The sequence below is a fragment of the Lonsdalea quercina subsp. quercina genome (genome assembly GCF_000688655.1).
In the GTDB taxonomy this organism is placed as follows: Bacteria; Pseudomonadota; Gammaproteobacteria; order Enterobacterales; family Enterobacteriaceae; genus Lonsdalea; species Lonsdalea quercina.
Genome location: NZ_JIBO01000009.1, coordinates 38,576 through 57,081 on the forward strand (window position 1 = coordinate 38,576; position 18,506 = coordinate 57,081).

The following is an 18,506-nucleotide window of genomic DNA, read 5'->3' on the forward strand; positions in this document are numbered from 1 at the left end:
AGTCGTCAAAATCGAAGGCAAGTTTGTCAGGCACACTCACAAAGAAACCGACGAGACATTCAACGTGCCGGAAGGCACATTGCTGATCGATTTTCACGATGGCGCAGTGCCCCTCAACGCCGGAGAAATGTTTGCGGTTAAACACGGACTTGAACATAAACCCTGCGCGGAAAAAGAAGTGACACCTCTACTGATCGAACTCCGCGGCGTATTGAATACCGGATATGAAAGGGGAAAGAGAACGGCCAAATATGATATTTGAATTTAATATTCACAAAAAATAACGACAACAGGGAGTGCATTCGCTCCACTTTTGTTGATTGCTGCTTTTTATCGAATACATTCCCCTTGCTTAGTTTAATTTTAATGAATTTTCTATTCACATAAAAATCACTATGTTACTCACATTGAAATATAAAATAAAGAGTTACCCCCCCACCACTAATAACAAATAAAGGTAAAATGAAAACGTAGTTAATGATGGCATTATGCTTCACGCTACTTATTTCCGGATGTTCAATAAAGAAAGAGCTTATTCCGACAGGTGGTAGTAAATCCGATGGCACAGTTCGCATGGGATATTCTTTTGGGTTGTTTGAAAGTCCGGTAATAGATCCAAAACAGGGCATGGTAGCAGCTAAGGCTCGTTGTGCTGCTTGGGGCTATTCAGGAGCCGAACCATTCGGAGGATTCACGTCTCAATGTACGAAACCGTCATATTCAGGCTGCATGCAGACAACCGTCACAGTTGAGTATCAATGTACTGGCGAAATAAAAAAAATGAACACAGGGGCAGCTCGCCCCTTTTTAAAATATTAGTCAACTAAAACCATNCTGCGATCAGCCACTGACTTTCTCAACGACTTGATTATATCGACTTAAAAATTCGATAAGAATATTAATGTTACCTACCCCCCATTGATTCGAAATTGTGACCACTTCTCTGGAAGGAAGCTCAATGAGATCCTCGTCATTCATATGATAACGATTAATCTTATTGTCAGGGATTTCCGACACCAACTCAATTATTTTATTATTCAACCGACTATCCAGCGCGCAACGAACGGAATCAATATCTTTTAAATCATTATTCGCTATCCAGTCAGACATCATCTTCAAAGCTAAATTCCTTTTATTAAAGATTTCTCCATTATAACTATACATCGAATAGTCTCTGGATTTTGATTTGATAATTTTTTGTTCAATTTGCTTTTCACGAAACTTGACCTGGTAATCAGCCACTTCAGGGACAGGGATTATCTGATCTATATCGATAAAGATATTCTCATTAAAAGAATAACATGTCATTCTCACACAGGTTATATCAATCCCTTTGCTGATTAGCCAAAGAATGGAAGAAGTAATCTCTTTATTAAAATCTCCAGAGGCAAGGATTATTCTTACATCATTACCAAATTCATCGATATTCGACTCATCTAAACCGGTGAAATTTAAAATCTCAGTTTTCGCGTTGCGCTCGGTGCCTTGCTTCTGGAGATAGCACTCGTAATATCCGCATGCTTTCTCAAACGTCATGGTCGACACCATCCCGGCATAACGGAGGGCCTGAAGTTCCATATGCGAGCCGGTCTCATCCCGTTTCAGCTCAATGACGACAAGGTTTGCGTTCTTATCTATCGCCAGCAAATCAATTCGGCGTCGGCTATCCTCCCAATCGGAGAACTCCTCAGAAATAATCAGGCAATCCGGTGCAATAGAGGCAATGTTGCTTTTTAGCGCCTGCTGTAAATCATACCGTTCAGTAATACCGGCGGATTGAAAGTTGGTTTTGTTCACTGCGCTCAGTGATTTATTTTCAATATGGAAAAGCGACATAATTAAATTATCCATGGCTGTTTTTTATTTATCATACCCATTGCAAGAGTTTTGTTGTTCACTTTTGCCGTTTAAAGTGAACGAGTACGACATGCGTGAACATTTCCTCACCATGAGAAGTGGAAATGCAATAGACCATGAATAGGTCAGAAATATCGTCATCGAAATAGAGATATTCACCCTCCGAGTAATAATTCAACATGGAGATTAATGTCAATCTAGAGGACGTAATTGTCGGTCGCGCTACATTGTTTCGAAAGTCCGGAGTCTCTGCCGCGAACTCATTCTCCCCTTTATCAGGGGCGCTGTCGTTTTACACTCATCCCTTCACAGATTACGCAGCACGCTCATAAATCAAGACGAACAAAAAAACGGTAAACTCAGTGAAACAGTTATTTCACGTCACAATACGAAAGTTGTTGGGAGTTAAAAACGGTCGTTTGAGGATGTTGAAATGGTGCCGATAATAGGAGTCGAACCTACGACCTTCGCATTACGAATGCGCTGCTCTACCAACTGAGCTATATCGGCTTTTTAGGTCGCCCGGCGAATGCCTGACGTTGTGTTACGGGGTGACAAACTAGTGAAATCATGCCAGCAAGTCAAGCATCTGGCGCTCGTCTGCCGATTTTATAATCGGGCCAACGAGCGCTTTTTTCCTGTTATAGCAGCCTGTTATAACGAACTAAATCGCTATAACACGGGCGATTAAGCGCGGACGAGATCGTCGCCGTAGCCAATCCACTTGTAGGTGGTGAGCGCTTCCAGTCCCATCGGGCCGCGGGCGTGCAGTTTCTGCGTGCTGACGGCGACTTCGGCGCCCAGTCCGAATTGTCCGCCGTCGGTGAAACGGGTGCTGGCATTCACGTAGACAGCGGAGGAGTCGACTTCACGGATAAACTGTTCCGCACGGCTCAGCGAACGGGTCAGAATCGAATCTGAGTGCTGCGTACCGTGCTCACGGATGTGGGAGACGGCATCGTCAAGATCGTCCACCAGCGCGACATTCAGGTCCAGAGACAGCCACTCATCGTCAAAGTCGGCGGCTTCAACGGCCGTGACTTGCGCCGGTCCCCCGCTTAGCAGCGGCAGAGAACGCGGGCAGGCGTGGAGCGTGACGCCGCTTTTATGCATCGCGGCGCTCAGCTGCGGCAGGAAATCCTGAGCGATACGCTGATGCACCAGCAGCGTTTCCAGCGTGTTGCACGTGCTGGGACGCTGAGTTTTCGCGTTCACGATGATGCGCAACGCGGGATCGAACTCCATCGACTCATCAACGTAAATATGGCAGACGCCAATGCCGCCGGTGATAACCGGGATCGTGGACTGTTCTCGGCACAGCTTGTGGAGACCCGCGCCGCCGCGCGGGATCAGCATATCCNCGTAGCGGTCGAGCTTCAGCAATTGGTTAACAAGTTCGCGGTCCGGCTTTTCAATCGCCTGGATCGCCGCCGCCGGCAAGCCGCACTGCGTCAACGCCCGTTGGATCACGCTGACCGTGGCCACGTTGGTGCGATAAGTCTCTTTCCCGCCGCGCAGAATGGCCGCATTGCCGGTTTTCAGGCACAGACTCGCTACGTCGACCGTCACATTGGGACGCGCTTCGTAGATAACCCCGACCACGCCCAGTGGTACGCGTCGACGTTCCAGCTTGAGACCGTTGTCCAGGATCCGTCCATCGATGACTTCGCCGACCGGATCGTTGAGGCGGCAGACCTGACGCACGTCGCTGGCGATCGCCGACAAACGCGCTGGGGTCAGTTGCAGACGGTCCAGCATCGCTTCGCTCAGTCCTTCTTCACGAGCGGCGGCAACGTCCTGTTCGTTGGCGGACAGAATAGAGGCGCTCTCCGCTTCCAGCAGATCGGCTATCGCGAGAAGGGCCTGATTTTTCTGACTGGTGCTCAAGGCCGCTAGTTGATAAGAGGCCTGTTTTGCCGCTTTGCCCATTTGTTCAAGCACCGCGTACTCCTTAATTAATAATCATGTCGTCCCGATGAACCGCCACCGGACCGTATTCGTATCCAAGAATATCTTCAATCTCCTGGGAGTGGTGACCCGCAATCATGCGCAATGCATCACTGTTGTAGCGAGTGACCGCATGTGCCAAATCACGACCGGAAAGGCTGCGTACGCAGATGACTTCGCCACGCGAGAAAATCCCCGTCACCTCCCGAATGCCTTTTGGCAGGAGAGAACTGCCGCGCTCCTGGATGGCGGACAGAGCGCCGTCATCGACAATGATCTCACCAGCCGGAGGCGCGCCGAAAATCCAACGTTTGCGTTTTTCGAGCGGCTCGTCGACGGCATGAAAGTGAGTCCCGACCGACACATTATTCATCACATCGCCGATGACGCCGAGTCGGCATCCTTCGGCAATGATCACGTCGATACCGGCGCGGCAGGCCACTTCGGCCGCCTGGATTTTGGTCGACATACCGCCGGTGCCCAGGCCTGATACGCTGCCGCCGGCGATGTGACGCAGCTCATCGGTGATGGTCGACACGTCGCTAATCAGCTTCGCCTCGGGATTATCGCGCGGATCGGCGGTGAAAAGGCCCTTCTGATCGGTGAGAAGAAGCAGCTTNTCGGCGTCCGCCATAATGGCGACCAGCGCCGACAGGTTGTCGTTGTCGCCCNCCTTGATTTCCAACGTCGCGACCGCGTCGTTCTCATTGATCACCGGGACGACGCGATTATCCAGCAGTGCGCGCATGGTGTCGCGCGCATTGAGAAACCGTTCTCGATCTTCCATATCCGCACGGGTCAGTAACATCTGACCGATGTGGATGCCGTAAATCGAAAACAGCTGTTCCCATAGTTGGATGAGTCGACTCTGTCCGACAGCGGCTAAAAGCTGCTTGGTGGCGACATTTGCGGGGAGGTCGGGATAGCCGAGATGCTCACGGCCTGCGGCGATAGCGCCTGAAGTTACAATCACGATGCGATGCCCTGCGGCATGCAGCTGCGCGCACTGACGTACAAGTTCTACGATATGGGCCCGGTTGAGGCGAGAAGACCCGCCTGTCAGCACGCTGGTGCCCAGCTTTACAACCACTGTTTGGCTGCCATTCATAATTTTTCTGCCATTGCTTTGTATAAAAAAAGAGGATGATGAAGAAAACGTTGTAACAGGAGAGACGCGTTATGCCAACAGGCACAACGCGAAAAAAAACCGGCACCGGCGCGTGACCTGAAGAGGCGTTAGGGTCTTTCCGTTAAGGAATAGGGGGGGGCTAGCTGCTGTACCAGGACTTCCAGTCGCTTGTGGAAACTTTGACGCGTAGTGTGCACTTTTTCGGTGATGGCTTTGTCTTTGAACTTAATTTCAGACCAGTTGCCAGCTTCATCGAACAGGCCATAACGATACGAGTAAGTCATACTTTGTCCCTGCGCTTCCAAATCTAACCACCAGCCCCAAAACTCGCGTTTTTCCGGATCCGCTTTGACATCGACGCACATCGCCAGGCAGTCAAAGAAGAAGTAGAAATCATGGCACTGGCCTTCCCGCAAATAGGGTCCCAAAGAGGTAAAGTTTTTAATCAAACGGTGTCGCGTATGTCCACACGATAATGTCATTCGGCATTCTCCAAGTTTTACCCTTAAGTTATTAGCAGAGATGCCGCATTTTTCAACCAAATTGCGGGATAAATAAGGCTTGACGACAGGCGTGCTTATCGAGGCCTGACGCCAGCGGGGAGAATTTACGGGGCGGTGATCACGATCGCGACACGGCGATTTTGCGCTCTACCCTGCGCCGTCGCATTGCTCGCAATGGGATAATCCTTACCTAAGCCACGCGTCTGGATATGGCTACGCGGAATGTTGGCGCTGACGGCATAAACATCCGCGACGACTTCCGCACGGCGTAAGGAAAGCGCCTTGTTATAGCGATCTTCACCCGTATTATCCGAATGACCATCCATGCGTGCATGGCTCAGTCCTACGGCGGACAACGTATTGGCAACTCTTTTTATCGCCGCCCGGCTTTGGGGGGTCAGCGTGGATTGATCGACACCGAACAACACCTTTTCCGTCAGCCCCAGAGTCCACCCCTCTTCGCTCGGCTTGAATCCAGTCGATTGCAATGCGGCAACCTGCTCAGGAGTAAACGGATCTTTGTGCGACTGGCAGGCCGTCAGCCCTAGAGCCAGCGCGGCAATCAACACGAACTGCAGAGTGAACTTCATACAACCACTTACCTCGTTAACGCATGTCGCCGGTATTTTTGCTTTTCCAGGTACATGTTTTTGTCAGCCTGCTCCAGGAGGTCCTCTATAGTGGAGTACTGATCGGCAATCGCTACGCCAATGCTTAGCGACATCACAACTTCCGCGCCATTTTGAAGTTCGATCGGCTGACTCACGCGACGGCGGATCTTGTTCACGATGGGNATAACGTCATCCATATCCTGGACGTCAGACAGGATTAAAGCGAACTCATCGCCGCCCAATCGCGCCGGAAGGTCTTTTTTTCCTGCGCAGTATTTCAATCGTTTAGCGATGGTTATCAACACCTTGTCGCCAGCAGCATGGCCATAGGTATCATTGATGTATTTAAACTGGTTGCCATCCATAAACANCACGGCCGTATGGCTGTGGCTGTCTTCATCTTCCAGCACGTTTTCGAGCGCGCTGCAGAATGCCGTGCGGTTGGCCAGGCCCGTTAATGCATCGTGCAGAGAACGTTTCAGCAAGGAATCATTCTCTTTCAGAATCTGCTCCTGCCAGCTTTCGATCTCTTCGAGCAGGCTGTTGAAATCCTGGCTAAAGACATCCAGTTCAACAATCTTTGCCGACGGTACACGCCGGGCGAAATTACGATTTTCACGAATATCGTGCACCACCTCGGCAATATTCTGCAGCGCCATAATTAAGCCGTGGTGCAGATGACGGGTGATGATGACGGACAATATCGAGGCGAAGACCAGGCAAAGCGTGAGCACCAGCAGGGAAAAGTAAACAAAGCTTTTAACCGGGGCGTCGCTGCCCGAAATCTCGATATGGCCCACGAGATTGCCACGGTGATAGATGGGCTGCAGTACCGAACTGGGAAAAAGCCATTTGGCGATCATACGGCTCATCGGGTCGGCGTGCTCGCTGCCCGCGGCTTGCCAGAATGTGATTTTACGTCCGTTCGCATCAGTGACTATAGCCTGACTGAACTGACCTTGCTGGCCGAGAGTGCTCAGCGTTTCACGGGCCGCCACGCCGTCGCGGAACACGACAGCGGCCTCGATGCTTTGGCTCAGGGTACTGGTGAGCAGTTGCAGATTCTTCTCAGAATACTGTTTGAATGAAATCAGCGACGCCGTGGTGATCAACATCCATGACACCGTCATGGTGATGACGATACTCAAGGTACTGATACGCGCCAGGGCATTCCTGAAAGTGATTCTGCCGGTGACTGTACTGGACGTAGAGGCTGGCTTATCCATGTTTAGCATTCCGCGGACGACCAAGCATTAAGACTTCGGGACTAACTTTCACCCCGGTACGAAACAACGAGTCCAAATTGACAGAGAAACTGACCTTTTTATCCGCGAAGATAAGACAAAACGCGCTGCCATCAACACATTCGGGGTTTTGCTCCGAAATAGTCAGGAGTGGATGCGCCGGGTCCAGGCTTGAAATTCCGACCTGCTCTTGAATGGATTCCCTGCCGAAGTATACCGCATCGCAGTGCGAGGACGAAAAATCATCGACATCTTCTACCAAGATTGCATTGAATAAAGGGGTATCTTGTTCATTACGCATATCGGTGAGCACGGCAGCGAAATGCGCTGAAGAGAATACGCAAAGCGTGGGAACCATTTGGGCGGATGGCCATCGAGTGTAGCTGACGATACCGGATACGGTACGGCGTAGGTCGGCAGCCGAAACCTGATTCATCTCTGTTTTAAGATTGGACGCATCGGCCCTGGCTAACAACATAAGGGGTAACATCGAAAATATCAGAACAAGTAAGATCCACCTTCTCTCCATAATAACGTTATCCAGCTGCTTATCATCCAATTAGGAAGGAATGTTTTTTGCGCGCGCTGCGAAGCCATACGCGCGGCGGCTTACCTTCGAAGCTATTTTGTTTTTCAAATAGCATAGCTAATGAATACGTTATCACCATCCCATTCAAGGTAATGGGACGATAAAGGGGACGATCATGCGGCAGATAAAGACATCGCTACTGAAGCTGACGCCCTAACCAATGGCTGATTTGCTGTAAACAGAGATGGAAACTTTCATAGACCGGTGAAGCTTTGACCTCCAGTAGCTTGCCCTGGAGCGATGAGTTGACGATCAGTTCGGATTCCTCTTTCGGGCTAAGTACGTCGTCCTTCCAGTAAGCGGAGAGCATCGGCGTTGGGCAACGTCGACCCAACAGTCCCTGCGTTTTTAGAGAATAACGCCCCATCTCAGCCTTCAATGCGGCGTAGGTGGAAGACGGCATACCGAGCCGGCTGGCGAGGATATCCATATACATATCCGGCACGTCCTGCTGACGCACGGCGCCAGCCAGCAGCGAATGCACCACCGGCCCCAGGCAGGCAACGCCCTTCAGACGCGGCGATTCCAGATACGCGAGCCGGACGGCGATATTCGCGCCGAAGCGAAAACCAAATGCCCCTACTCGGGTATGGTCCACCCACGGCACGTCCGGCAAGGCTTTCAATACCTGCTGATGCAGGAAACTGGAGTCTTGGTCCAACTTCCAGCGCGACGAAAAACCGACTGATGGCATATCAATCGTCAGCATCGCCATCCCCGCCGGCGCCAGATAGTCATGGAACAAGCGGTAATAGTCGCTTTGAAGCAGGTCCAGGCTGCCGCACACCAGTACGGTGGGGAACGGCGCGCTGCCCTGAGAGGGCATATGCAAAAAACCGGTCAGCGTTCCGCCGCCGTCGATGGGAATAGACAGCGTTTTTAGTTCATAGCTCAGGAGGCCGGCAGCCTCTTCATAGGCGCGATTCGCCATCGTCTGCGCCTGCTCGGCAAGCTCATCGCCCTTCAGGTGCGGATAGGCGGCGATGCTGTACAGCGCGGCGGCCTTCAGCCAGCACTGCCCTTTGCTCTCTTCATCGTGTTCGCTTTCCGTCGCCTGCTGCTGCCAGCGCATTCCCTGTACGACCCATTCGTAAATCCAGTTTCCGCCGCGGTAACCGATGACCGTATCCAACAGCGCGTCGTCGCTGCGCTGGGCTGTACTGGCGGCAATGCGCGACAGTACCTCCTCGATGTCCAGCGGCGCTACGCCGCGCCAAATCCACATCAGGCGGTTGATCATCCGATACCAGGCGCTGTTGTCGCTGCCTTCCAGGGCGGAGTGCATCGCACTGGTGGAGTGATGCGCGCGCGGGATCAGGGTCGAGGTTTCCGGATGTTTGAAGGACGGTTTGAACAGCTTTTCGGACAGGTTGGCCTGAACCNCAGCAGCCTCCATAAAGGTCAAGCAGCAGAGAGAGCGTTTCGCTAAAGTGTACTCAACACTACATGGAAATGCAGTACGGGAGAGGGAAAAGAGTCGGAAATGACAACGCCCGGCAAAACCGGGCGTGATAGACGGCAAATCAGGGAGCGATTAGCGGTCGGACAGCGGCGGCACGAACACCACGCCCATGTCCCAAGGCTGCTCAATCCAGGTATCCTGCGGGATATCAACCTGATAATCGTCCACCAACGGTTTCCCTGCGGGTTTCGCAAAAATGGTGATGAAGTGCGCTTTCGGATACATATCGCGAATCGCTTTGGCGGTACCGCCGGTATCGACCAAATCGTCCACCACGATGAAGCCTTCGCCATCGCCTTCGGCACGTTTCAGCACCTTCAGCTCACGCTGATTGTCATGGTCGTAGCTGGAAATGCATACGGTATCCACATGACGGATGCCCAGTTCGCGGGCCAGCAGAGAACCAGGAACCAGACCGCCGCGGCTGACGGCGATAATGCCTTTCCATTGGTCCGCCGGCAGTAAACGCTCGGCCAGTTTGCGGGCATGAATCTGCAACATATCCCAGGTTACGACGTATTTTTCACTCATATAATATATCCCGGCCAACGGTGGAGTCGGCTTTATCATAGTCGGAGGGGGAAAAAGGTTGCGCGAGATTATAGATAGGCAACCTCATAAAAACCAGCCTTTATCCGATTGAGTTTTGTGGGTGGCGACAAAATCCCCGCCGCCATCGTTAGCAATCCGCCCGCTGCCAGCCACCTCAGCCGATTCTTCGCCACCAGGATTGACAGACTCTCCCCGGCGGCGGGAAAGTGATACTCTGTTTCATGATGCCCGATCGCCGCGCTCAAGCGCGATCATTTTTTTAACCTGTAGCGCCTCACGCGCCAGACGCGGACTTAGGCTGCTGAAAAGGAGACGTGAATAGTGTCTGAATTGTCTCAGCTTTCCCCACAGCCCTTGTGGGATATTTTTGCCACGATCTGTTCCATTCCGCATCCCTCCTATCATGAAGAGGCGCTGGCGGCGCACATTCTGTCATGGGCGCAGGCGCGCGGCATTCATTCAGAGCGCGATCGCGTCGGCAACATTCTGCTGCGCAAACCGGCGNCGCCGGGCATGGAAAACCGCAAGCCGGTCGTGCTGCAAGCGCATCTGGATATGGTGCCGCAGAAAAACAACGATACGGCGCATGATTTCACGAAAGATCCGATTCAGCCATATATCGACGGGGAGTGGGTGAAAGCGCGCGGCACCACGCTGGGCGCTGACAACGGTATCGGCATGGCGTCTACGCTGGCCGTCCTGTCCGACGACAGCGTCGAACACGGTCCGCTCGAAGTGCTACTCACCATGACGGAAGAGTCCGGCATGGACGGCGCTTTCGGCCTGCAACCGAACTGGCTGCAGGGAGAGATTCTGATCAACACCGACTCGGAAGAGGAAGGCGAAGTCTACATGGGCTGCGCGGGCGGGATCGATTTCCTGACGCGTCTGCCGCTGCAGCGGGAAGCGGTGCCCGCGGGCTATCAGGTGATGAAGCTGGTGATTAAAGGGTTGAAAGGCGGTCATTCCGGCTGCGATATTCACCTGGGGCTGGGCAACGCCAATAAACTGCTGGGCCGTTTCCTGGCGGAGCAGGCGAAAACGCTGGACCTGCGTCTTCTCGACCTGAACGGCGGCACGCTGCGCAATGCCATCCCGCGCGAAAGCGCGGTCACGCTGGCCATCGCAGAAGATAAAATCGCTGCGCTGAAAGCGGCAGCGCAGGACTATGTGGCCGTACTGAAACACGAACTGGCCGCGGTGGAAAAAAACATCACTATTCTGGTCGAACCGACGTCGGACGCCGCCGCAGCCCTGACCACAGATAGCCGCGATCGGCTAGTGGCCCTGCTCAACGCGATCCCTAACGGTGTCATCCGCATGAGCGACGAGGTGAAAGGCGTGGTGGAAACCTCGCTTAACGTCGGCGTGATCACCATGACGGAGACACAGGCGGAAGTGCACTGCCTGATCCGTTCGCTGATCGACAGCGGCAAGGACTATGTGGTGAGCATGCTGACGTCGCTGGGACAGCTGGCCGGCGCGGAAACGCGTCCCAAAGGCGGCTATCCGGGCTGGCAGCCGGACGCGCAATCGCCGGTCATGCAACTGGTGCGGGAAACCTACCAGCAGCTGTTCGATAAAACGCCGAGCGTTCAGGTGATACACGCCGGTTTGGAATGCGGGCTGTTTAAGAAGCCTTATCCGGAGATGGATATGGTTTCTATCGGCCCGACCATCACCGGACCGCACTCGCCGGATGAGCGGGTAAATATCGTCAGCGTCGGCCTCTATTGGCAACTGCTGACTGCGGTTCTGAAAGCCATCCCAGAGAAACGCTAAGGCGTTCATCGCCTGCCCTTCCCGCATCCGGCTGGAAACCTCGCCGGATGCGGCGCCAAGCGCCCTCGATTAACGCTCCCAGTTAAATACCAGCTGTCGCTCCAGCTGCGGGTCCAGTAGCGTCACGTGTAATCCCACCAGCCGAACGCCGCGCGCCTCCCGCCGCTGCTCCCAGGTCTGCCTCGCCAACTGGATGAGATCCTGTTTGTTCAGCACCGGCCAGACGTGCTCCTGCGTGGTCTGCCGAAAATCGTCGAATTTCAGCTTCACGCCCTGACGCGCGATATGCAGATCCGGCTTCACCCGACGCAGCCGCACCTCCAGCTCGTCATACAGCGTTTCGATCAGCGCTTCGCATTGAGGCCAGTCGTGAATATCCTCCGCCAGCGTTTTCTCGACGCCGACGGATTTACGCAGCCGGTCAGGCAACACTTGGCGTTCATCAATACCATGACAGCGCTCCCACAGCACACGCCCGAACTTGCCGAACGACTTCAATAGCGCGGACAAATCATAACGCCGCACGTCGGCGCAGGTATGCAGCCCCCGCTCGGACAACCGGCTGGCCGTCACTTTACCGACGCCGGGGATCTTCGCCAACGGCAGCGCCAGAATGAAGTCATCCACCTCAGCGGGCGTAATGACGAACTGCCCGTTGGGTTTGTTCTGCTCCGAGGCCACTTTCGCCAGGAACTTGATGGGCGCGACGCCCGCGGAGGCAGTCAGATTCAGCTCATCGAAAATGGTCTGACGTATTTCCTGCGCCATCAGCGTGGCGGAGCCGTTGCAGTGAAGACTGTCGGTGACATCGAGATACGCTTCGTCGAGCGATAAAGGTTCGATCAGTTCGGTATAGCGGGCAAAGATCTGACGGATCTGGAGGGAGGTGGCTTTGTACACCTCCATACGTCCCGGCAGCAAAGTCAGATGCGGACAGAGTCGCAAAGCGGTCGCGGTCGCCATTGCGCTGTGTACGCCGTAACGGCGAGCGGGATAATTGGCGGTGCTGATCACCCCGCGGCGCAGCGCGCTGCCGCCGATGGCAAGGGGAATATCGCGCAGGCGCGGGTTGTCCCGCATTTCAATGGCGGCGTAAAAGCAATCCATATCGACATGAATAATCTTGCGCATATCCCCTCCGGTATCTGTATAAAAATACAGTACCAATATGGAATGATGCAAGCAGCTCCACCACCGGAGCCACGTCGCGCCAGTGAACCGCGAAAGTCAAAGGCCCTGACGGCGCGCTCATCCGCCCGATTTTCGTGGAAAATACGCTAAAAGAAAAATGGCTCGCGCTCGCTTCCTGTCTCAGGGAGGGTTTCCCTTTTCTGCCTCAGACGGGTTGATGCCAATAAGTTTCTTAATAAAATCGTCGTGTTACCGGTGCTTTGCCCTGACCTTCTCGCGCCTTATCGGCTGGGCGCGGAGCCGTCATTCCGGCCACGATGACGCCCCCGGTCCGACCTCTCTTTCACCGCTGTTTGCGTCTGACATAATTTCCCACTTGAATAAAATAAACGCAGTGCTAATGTGACAGCGCTACACCGCCTTAGGCACAGGAATACGGGACGACACCACAAAAATACCGTATGTCACACAGCTTCAGTTATCAGGATCCATCAATGCAAAAAATCGCACTGTCATTTGCGACGCTGTTTTTTTTGCCTTCCGTATTTGTTACCAGCTATGCGAGCGAAGTCATTCCGGTCACGACCTCTTTCAAGCAGCAGGCGTTAGGCTCGCCGGTTTATATTCAAATCTTCAAAGAAGAGCGGCTTTTGGAGCTGTATGCCAAAATCGGCACCGACTATCGTCTGGTGCAAAGCTATCCCATCTGCAAATACTCGGGCGGTCTCGGTCCCAAACGTGTGGAAGGCGATATGAAAAGTCCGGAAGGATTTTATCAGGTCGATTTGCATCAGCTTAAACCGGATAGCCGATTTCACCGCGCCATCAACGTCGGTTTTCCCAACGAATATGACCGTGCCCAGGGCTATTCCGGACGCTATCTCATGATTCACGGCGAGTGCGTATCGGTCGGCTGTTATGCGATGACCAATCAGTACATCGATGAGATCTACACCTACGTCGAGCGGGCGCTATTGAACGGGCAGGCGAAAGTCGAACTGGCGATTTACCCGTTCCGCATGACGGACAAAAACCTGCAGCGGCATCGCAATTCTACCTACGCCAATTTCTGGCAGCAGTTGCAGCCGGGCTACGCCTACTTCAACCAGCACCACCAGCCCCCGGCCGTTGCGGTGTTTAACGGCCAGTATATGGTGAATCAGGCGACGCCGAACAAGAACCCGTTTTCAAACTATGCGCTCACCAAAGTGGAATAACACGAACTCGCCTGGCTCGATCTGATGCCAGGTTTCATTCCCCGTCAGCGGCTGCGTCGCCAGCACGGTGACCACGTCATCCGGCGTGGTCTGCTGTTGAAAATCGATCTCCACATCATCATCCAGCAGCGTCGCCCTGCCGAATGGCGCACGGCGCGTAATCCAGCATAGCCGCGTGGAACAATACCCCATCACGAAATGTCCATCGGACAACAGCATGTTGAACACGCCCTTTTTGCTCAGCGTTTCCGCCAGCGATGCGATATAGCGAAAGACCGAAGGCCAGTGAGATGGCGTACGGGGATAGCGTAACGAGAGATGGTGAAGCAGCCAGCAGAAGGCGTATTCGCTGTCTGTCTGCCCTACCGGGCGGTAGGTTCCGGTTTTCAGGCTGCGATAGCCTTTTAACTGACCGTTGTGGGCGAACGTCCAGTTTCTCCCCCNCAGCTCGCGGGTAAACGGATGGGTGTTTTCCAGCGCCACCGCACCGCGGTTGGCCTGGCGGATATGAGACACCACGGCGCAGGACTTGATGGGATACTTCTGTACCAGCTGTGCAATGGGCGACGTGGCGCTAGGCAGCGGATCTTTGAACGTACGGCAACCATTGCCCTCGTAAAAGGTGATGCCCCAGCCGTCACGATGCGGCCCGGTACGGCCGCCGCGTTGCATCAGCCCGGAAAAACTAAAACAGATATCAGTTGGGACATTAGCGCTCATCCCAAGCAGTTCACACATGGTGGATTCCTTACCTCTGTGACCCGCGATGAAAACGTCAGAGCCGCTGGCGGTGATTAGCCTGCGTCTTCAGGCGAGATCCGTGCGGTGTGAATGGCCCTAAAAAACAGCGCAGCTCTGCTCCTTAGGGCCAACGTGACATCCCCATCTTCTGCGGAGCGCCCGTCCGCGCCTTGATGAAGCGATTTCGCGGCAACGACAGCCTTTGCACCGGTGCGGGATGCTGCCTGATGCACCGTAGGCGCAGCGGGATTAGCTCTCCGCCATTTCCTTTTCAATCAGCTGGATCAGGATATGAATCGCTTTGATATGGATTTCCTGAATACGGTCGGCGTAGCCAAAATGCGGCACGCGGATTTCGACGTCCGCCGATCCCGCCATTTTGCCGCCGTCTTTGCCGGTCAGCGTGATGACTTTCATCCGCTTGGCGCGCGCGGCCGCAATGGCCCGGATGATATTGCCGGAATTGCCCGAGGTGGAGATCCCCAACAGCACATCGCCTTCACGTCCAAGCGATTCTATGTAGCGCGAGAACACAAAGTCGTAGCCAAAGTCATTGCCGACGCAAGAGATATGGCTCGGATCGGAGATCGCGATCGCCGGCAGTCCCGGACGGTTTTCACGGTAACGGCCGGTCAGCTCTTCAGCGAAATGCATGGCATCACAATGAGAACCGCCGTTCCCACAGGAGATTACCTTTCCGCCCGCTTTGAACGCGTCCGCCAGCAGTACCGCCGCATCCTGAATCGACTGAATATTGGCATTGTCGCTCAAAAAGGTATTCAGCGTATCCGCCGCTTCTGTTAGCTCTTTACGGATTAAGTCCTGATACATGGAACCCTCTCATTAGGTGATATCACGATGGTCTGCCATGCAGTGTAACGGATCGCCCAAACCCGGAGAAGCGGACAATTAACGATTGATATGATTCGCGGCGGAGGTCACGTAGGGGAGATTATTTAACGCACAGTTTCCACCGTCCATCACATAGAACCACGTTGCAAGGCACGGCTGGAATGAAAAAAAACCGCCGACGTATCGGCAGTATAAGACATTAAAACATGCCTCTCGACACGCGGTGATTACTGCAGATGCTTTCTCAGCAAGCTGCCAGCTTGATCTAGCGCGGCCTGAACTTCCGGCACGTTCACTAACGCGTTGTGAAAACCAAAGTCGTGGATCATGCCGTTGTAACGCACCTGCACGACATCAACGCCCGCCGCGTTCAGATGACGCGCATAGGCTTCTCCTTCGTCTCGCAATACATCGTTTTCTGCGGTTTGGATCAGGGCTGGCGGTAACCCTTTCAACTGCGCTTCGCTCGCCCTCAGCGGCGATGCGTAAATCTCGGCGCGCTGCGCGTCGCTAATTGTGTAGTGATCCCAAAACCAGGTCATCATAGCGCGAGTCAGAAAACGGCCTTCCGCAAAAAGTTGGTAAGATTCCGTATCAAATTTGGCATTCGTAACCGGGCAGAAAAGCACCTGATAACGAAGCGTCGGCGTGCCCTTTTCTTTCGCCATCAAGCTGACCACCGTCGCCATGTTACCGCCAGCGCTATTGCCAACTACGGCCAGACGCTGTCCGTCGACGTTGATTTCAGCGCCGTGCTCAGACACCCATTGGGTCGCGGCATAGGCCTGATGAATTGCCACGGGATAATGCGCTTCAGGGCTGAGGGTGTAGTCCACAAAGACCGCCGCCGCATGAGAAGACAGCACCAAATCCCTGACCATACGCTGGTGGGCCATAAAATCACCCAGCACCCAGCCACCGCCATGAAAAAACATGAACGCGGGCGGCATGTCCCCGACGTTGTCAGGCCGCACGATGGTCAACGCCAGCGGATGCCCGTCCACCTGAATCGTTTTATGCGAGATGATGGTGCCGGACAGATCTACTTCGACGCTCGCCTGCAGATCGGCCAGTACCTTTCGCGCCTCTGCCGGAGAGCGTTGCTCAATCGGCGGGCCATCCCCGCGGCTCAGCGCAGTTAACAAAGCCTGCGTGTCACGTTCAATATACGGGTCAGCACTGGCCGCGTAAGCGATACCCGCCGACGGTAACAGGCTGCCATCGTGTCGATGACAAGCGCGTTTTTTCATCTTCTACCCTCTATCAGCGCATTGATGCCGTAATCCAAGCGTTCATGGNGGTTAATGCAATCCTGCTCATGAAAATGATAGGTGAAAATAGCCACAACTCACCGACTTTAACCTTCGGTGTTTTATGAACAGATGAACAACGCCCACATAGCGCCAATATCGCAAAGCCCTCATTCGAAAACAGCGACACATTCAAGTGGTTCTTGCCTGAAAGANCCCTTACTTCAGCGATATGTGGGGAAGGAACACGAAGAAACAACGAGGAGTGGAATTGTGCGCCTGACGTCGCCAAGCGTTGAAGCGCTGGCGCGCCGCCATGACCGATGAGCGCAATATTCGATGCGTCGACCACCGCCACGAATGCTATTTTCCTGTCGTGACGGCGGCCTGGCCGCACCGACTGCGATACGGAGTGGATCAGACGTCGAACTGACGGATCCGCGTCAAAAGCACGTCGATGTCGCCGACAACCGGCGCTTCGACGATCAGCGCTCTGCCCAGCGCCAGCGCATGTCTTTTCGCGGTCAAACGCGCCTGGGGATCCCCAATACCGTCCAGATCCGCGACGTGAGCCAGGCCGATGGTGCGACGAATCAATTCGCTGCCGCAGTACCCGACGGCGTCTCGCCACACCTGACGCAAAAACAGTTCTGCATAGCCGTCAGCCGCCAGCGCAGGCTCACGACCTTGCTCTGCGCACAGCACCGTAAAGCGCTCAGCAAAAGTCCGCCATAGCGTGGCGCACTCCTCGAGACGCTGAGATCGGGCGATCTTTGCCGATTCTGCTTCTAACAATCCCGTCACGCCGCAGTAATTCAACAGCAGGTTCCCCAGCGCCGACCCCACATCGAAGCCGATGGGACCGTAGAAACCGAACTCGGCATCAATCACCTTGAGCTTGCCTTCGGCCACGAAAATCGATCCGCTGTGCACATCCCCGTGCAACAACGCTTCCGCCTTGGCGAGAAAACCGTGTTTCAATGCCGCCACCGCGCGCTTCAGGGCGCGATCTTCCCGCAGCGCCAGTACGTCCGGCAGTAGCTCCGGCTCGAACTGATTACGTTCATGGTCGATATAAGGGTCGGTAAAGAACAGATCCTCGGTAATCTGACACAGCTCCGGGTTAGTGAAACGGCTGACGGCCGCTTTCTTATCGTGCGGCGGCTGATAGAAGTCGGAGGTATGAAACAGCGTCTGCGCCAGATACTCGCCTAGCTGAGAGGCCGCCTGCGGGTAATGGCGCCCCGCCACCAGTTCGTTACGCCAGATGCGGTGATCGGACAGATCTTCCTGCACCATCACCGCCAGTTTGGGATCGTAATGCAACACCGCGACGGTATGCTGCGGGCAAAACTGCGCATGGGTCAGCAAAGTTTCCGCTTCGATGCGCGATCTGTCCAACGTCAGCGGCCACGACTCGCCGACACAGCGCACATAGGGCAGCGCCTGCTTGACAATCACACGGCTGACGCCCTGCGTATCGCGGATTTTGAAGACCAGATTCAGGTTGCCGTCACCAATCTCCTCGGCGGCGACCAACGTATGTGCCTCTGCCACGCCGCCGTATTGGCGGGNGTATGCTACAGCATCGTCTGCGTGAAAAGTACGGTATTGCGACATTGCGAATCCCCTGGTATGT

General features: G+C 54.2%; 18 protein-coding genes and 1 tRNA gene. 4 read left to right on the forward strand and 15 right to left on the reverse strand.

What is annotated here, in order from left to right:
* Positions 1 to 10 precede the first annotated feature (10 nt).
* Both RZ35_RS18320 and yecR read left to right on the forward strand, forming a co-directional pair.
* A complete protein-coding gene (locus RZ35_RS18320) occupies positions 11 to 262 on the forward strand; it encodes a cupin domain-containing protein (protein WP_268748628.1) in 252 nt (83 codons plus the stop codon).
* A gap of 215 nt (positions 263 to 477) precedes the next feature.
* Positions 478 to 819 carry a YecR family lipoprotein gene (gene yecR / locus RZ35_RS17370; RefSeq protein WP_071999788.1) on the forward strand — a complete coding sequence of 114 codons (342 nt, stop codon included), beginning with the start codon at positions 478 to 480 and terminating at the stop codon, positions 817 to 819.
* Between the two features lie 21 nt (positions 820 to 840).
* On the opposite strand, the gene RZ35_RS10370 is transcribed toward yecR, so the two are convergent.
* The 10 genes from RZ35_RS10370 to gpt all read right to left on the reverse strand — a co-directional run bounded on the left by RZ35_RS10370 (position 841) and on the right by gpt (position 9,873).
* Positions 841 to 1,836, reverse strand: coding sequence for a PDDEXK family nuclease (locus RZ35_RS10370; RefSeq protein WP_026743236.1), 996 nt, complete (start codon positions 1,834 to 1,836; stop codon positions 841 to 843).
* A gap of 455 nt (positions 1,837 to 2,291) precedes the next feature.
* Positions 2,292 to 2,367 (reverse strand) — tRNA-Thr (locus RZ35_RS10375).
* Positions 2,368 to 2,544: 177 nt separating this feature from the next.
* A complete protein-coding gene (gene proA / locus RZ35_RS10380; protein WP_026743237.1) occupies positions 2,545 to 3,798 on the reverse strand; it encodes a glutamate-5-semialdehyde dehydrogenase in 1,254 nt (417 codons plus the stop codon).
* Between the two features lie 10 nt (positions 3,799 to 3,808).
* On the reverse strand, positions 3,809 to 4,912 hold the full coding sequence (gene proB / locus RZ35_RS10385; protein WP_026743238.1) for a glutamate 5-kinase: 1,104 nt from the start codon (positions 4,910 to 4,912) through the stop codon (positions 3,809 to 3,811).
* 128 nt (positions 4,913 to 5,040) lie between these two features.
* The gene (crl, locus tag RZ35_RS10390) at positions 5,041 to 5,415 is read right to left on the reverse strand and encodes a sigma factor-binding protein Crl (protein WP_026743239.1); all 375 of its coding nucleotides are present in this window, start codon (positions 5,413 to 5,415) and stop codon (positions 5,041 to 5,043) included.
* A 125-nt stretch (positions 5,416 to 5,540) separates the two neighbouring features.
* The gene (locus RZ35_RS10395; RefSeq protein ID WP_036153172.1) at positions 5,541 to 6,026 is read right to left on the reverse strand and encodes an OmpA family protein; all 486 of its coding nucleotides are present in this window, start codon (positions 6,024 to 6,026) and stop codon (positions 5,541 to 5,543) included.
* A gap of 8 nt (positions 6,027 to 6,034) precedes the next feature.
* Entirely contained in the window at positions 6,035 to 7,282 is a 1,248-nt protein-coding gene (dgcN, locus tag RZ35_RS10400) for a diguanylate cyclase DgcN (RefSeq protein ID WP_455709705.1), read from the reverse strand.
* Positions 7,266 to 7,769 carry a YfiR family protein gene (locus RZ35_RS10405; protein ID WP_167627226.1) on the reverse strand — a complete coding sequence of 168 codons (504 nt, stop codon included), beginning with the start codon at positions 7,767 to 7,769 and terminating at the stop codon, positions 7,266 to 7,268. Before RZ35_RS10405 ends, dgcN begins: the two co-directional genes overlap by 17 nt.
* Before the next feature lie 247 nt (positions 7,770 to 8,016).
* Positions 8,017 to 9,276 (reverse strand): esterase FrsA, encoded by a 1,260-nt coding sequence (gene frsA / locus RZ35_RS10410; RefSeq protein ID WP_036153175.1) that lies wholly within the window; start codon positions 9,274 to 9,276, stop codon positions 8,017 to 8,019.
* A 138-nt stretch (positions 9,277 to 9,414) separates the two neighbouring features.
* On the reverse strand, positions 9,415 to 9,873 hold the full coding sequence (gene gpt / locus RZ35_RS10415) for a xanthine phosphoribosyltransferase (protein WP_026739764.1): 459 nt from the start codon (positions 9,871 to 9,873) through the stop codon (positions 9,415 to 9,417).
* A 342-nt stretch (positions 9,874 to 10,215) separates the two neighbouring features.
* Here gpt and pepD point away from each other — a divergent pair, with 342 nt between their 5' ends.
* Positions 10,216 to 11,676, forward strand: coding sequence for a beta-Ala-His dipeptidase (pepD, locus tag RZ35_RS10425; RefSeq protein ID WP_026743245.1), 1,461 nt, complete (start codon positions 10,216 to 10,218; stop codon positions 11,674 to 11,676).
* A gap of 69 nt (positions 11,677 to 11,745) precedes the next feature.
* Here pepD and dinB read toward each other — a convergent pair whose 3' ends face one another.
* Positions 11,746 to 12,807 carry a DNA polymerase IV gene (dinB, locus tag RZ35_RS10430; protein ID WP_026743246.1) on the reverse strand — a complete coding sequence of 354 codons (1,062 nt, stop codon included), beginning with the start codon at positions 12,805 to 12,807 and terminating at the stop codon, positions 11,746 to 11,748.
* A 494-nt stretch (positions 12,808 to 13,301) separates the two neighbouring features.
* Here dinB and dpaA point away from each other — a divergent pair, with 494 nt between their 5' ends.
* On the forward strand, positions 13,302 to 14,024 hold the full coding sequence (gene dpaA / locus RZ35_RS10435) for a peptidoglycan meso-diaminopimelic acid protein amidase (RefSeq protein ID WP_026743247.1): 723 nt from the start codon (positions 13,302 to 13,304) through the stop codon (positions 14,022 to 14,024).
* Here dpaA and RZ35_RS10440 read toward each other — a convergent pair.
* The 4 genes from RZ35_RS10440 to mtnK all read right to left on the reverse strand — a co-directional run bounded on the left by RZ35_RS10440 (position 13,995) and on the right by mtnK (position 18,487).
* Positions 13,995 to 14,762 (reverse strand): class II glutamine amidotransferase, encoded by a 768-nt coding sequence (locus tag RZ35_RS10440; protein WP_026743248.1) that lies wholly within the window; start codon positions 14,760 to 14,762, stop codon positions 13,995 to 13,997. The two genes, dpaA and RZ35_RS10440, sit on opposite strands and share 30 nt — an antisense overlap.
* Positions 14,763 to 15,014: 252 nt before the next feature.
* Positions 15,015 to 15,596 carry a D-sedoheptulose 7-phosphate isomerase gene (lpcA, locus tag RZ35_RS10445; protein WP_026743249.1) on the reverse strand — a complete coding sequence of 194 codons (582 nt, stop codon included), beginning with the start codon at positions 15,594 to 15,596 and terminating at the stop codon, positions 15,015 to 15,017.
* A 248-nt stretch (positions 15,597 to 15,844) separates the two neighbouring features.
* The gene (locus tag RZ35_RS10450) at positions 15,845 to 16,867 is read right to left on the reverse strand and encodes an alpha/beta hydrolase (RefSeq protein WP_036153179.1); all 1,023 of its coding nucleotides are present in this window, start codon (positions 16,865 to 16,867) and stop codon (positions 15,845 to 15,847) included.
* 417 nt (positions 16,868 to 17,284) lie between these two features.
* On the reverse strand, positions 17,285 to 18,487 hold the full coding sequence (gene mtnK / locus RZ35_RS10455) for an S-methyl-5-thioribose kinase (protein WP_026743251.1): 1,203 nt from the start codon (positions 18,485 to 18,487) through the stop codon (positions 17,285 to 17,287).
* Positions 18,488 to 18,506: the final 19 nt, after the last annotated feature.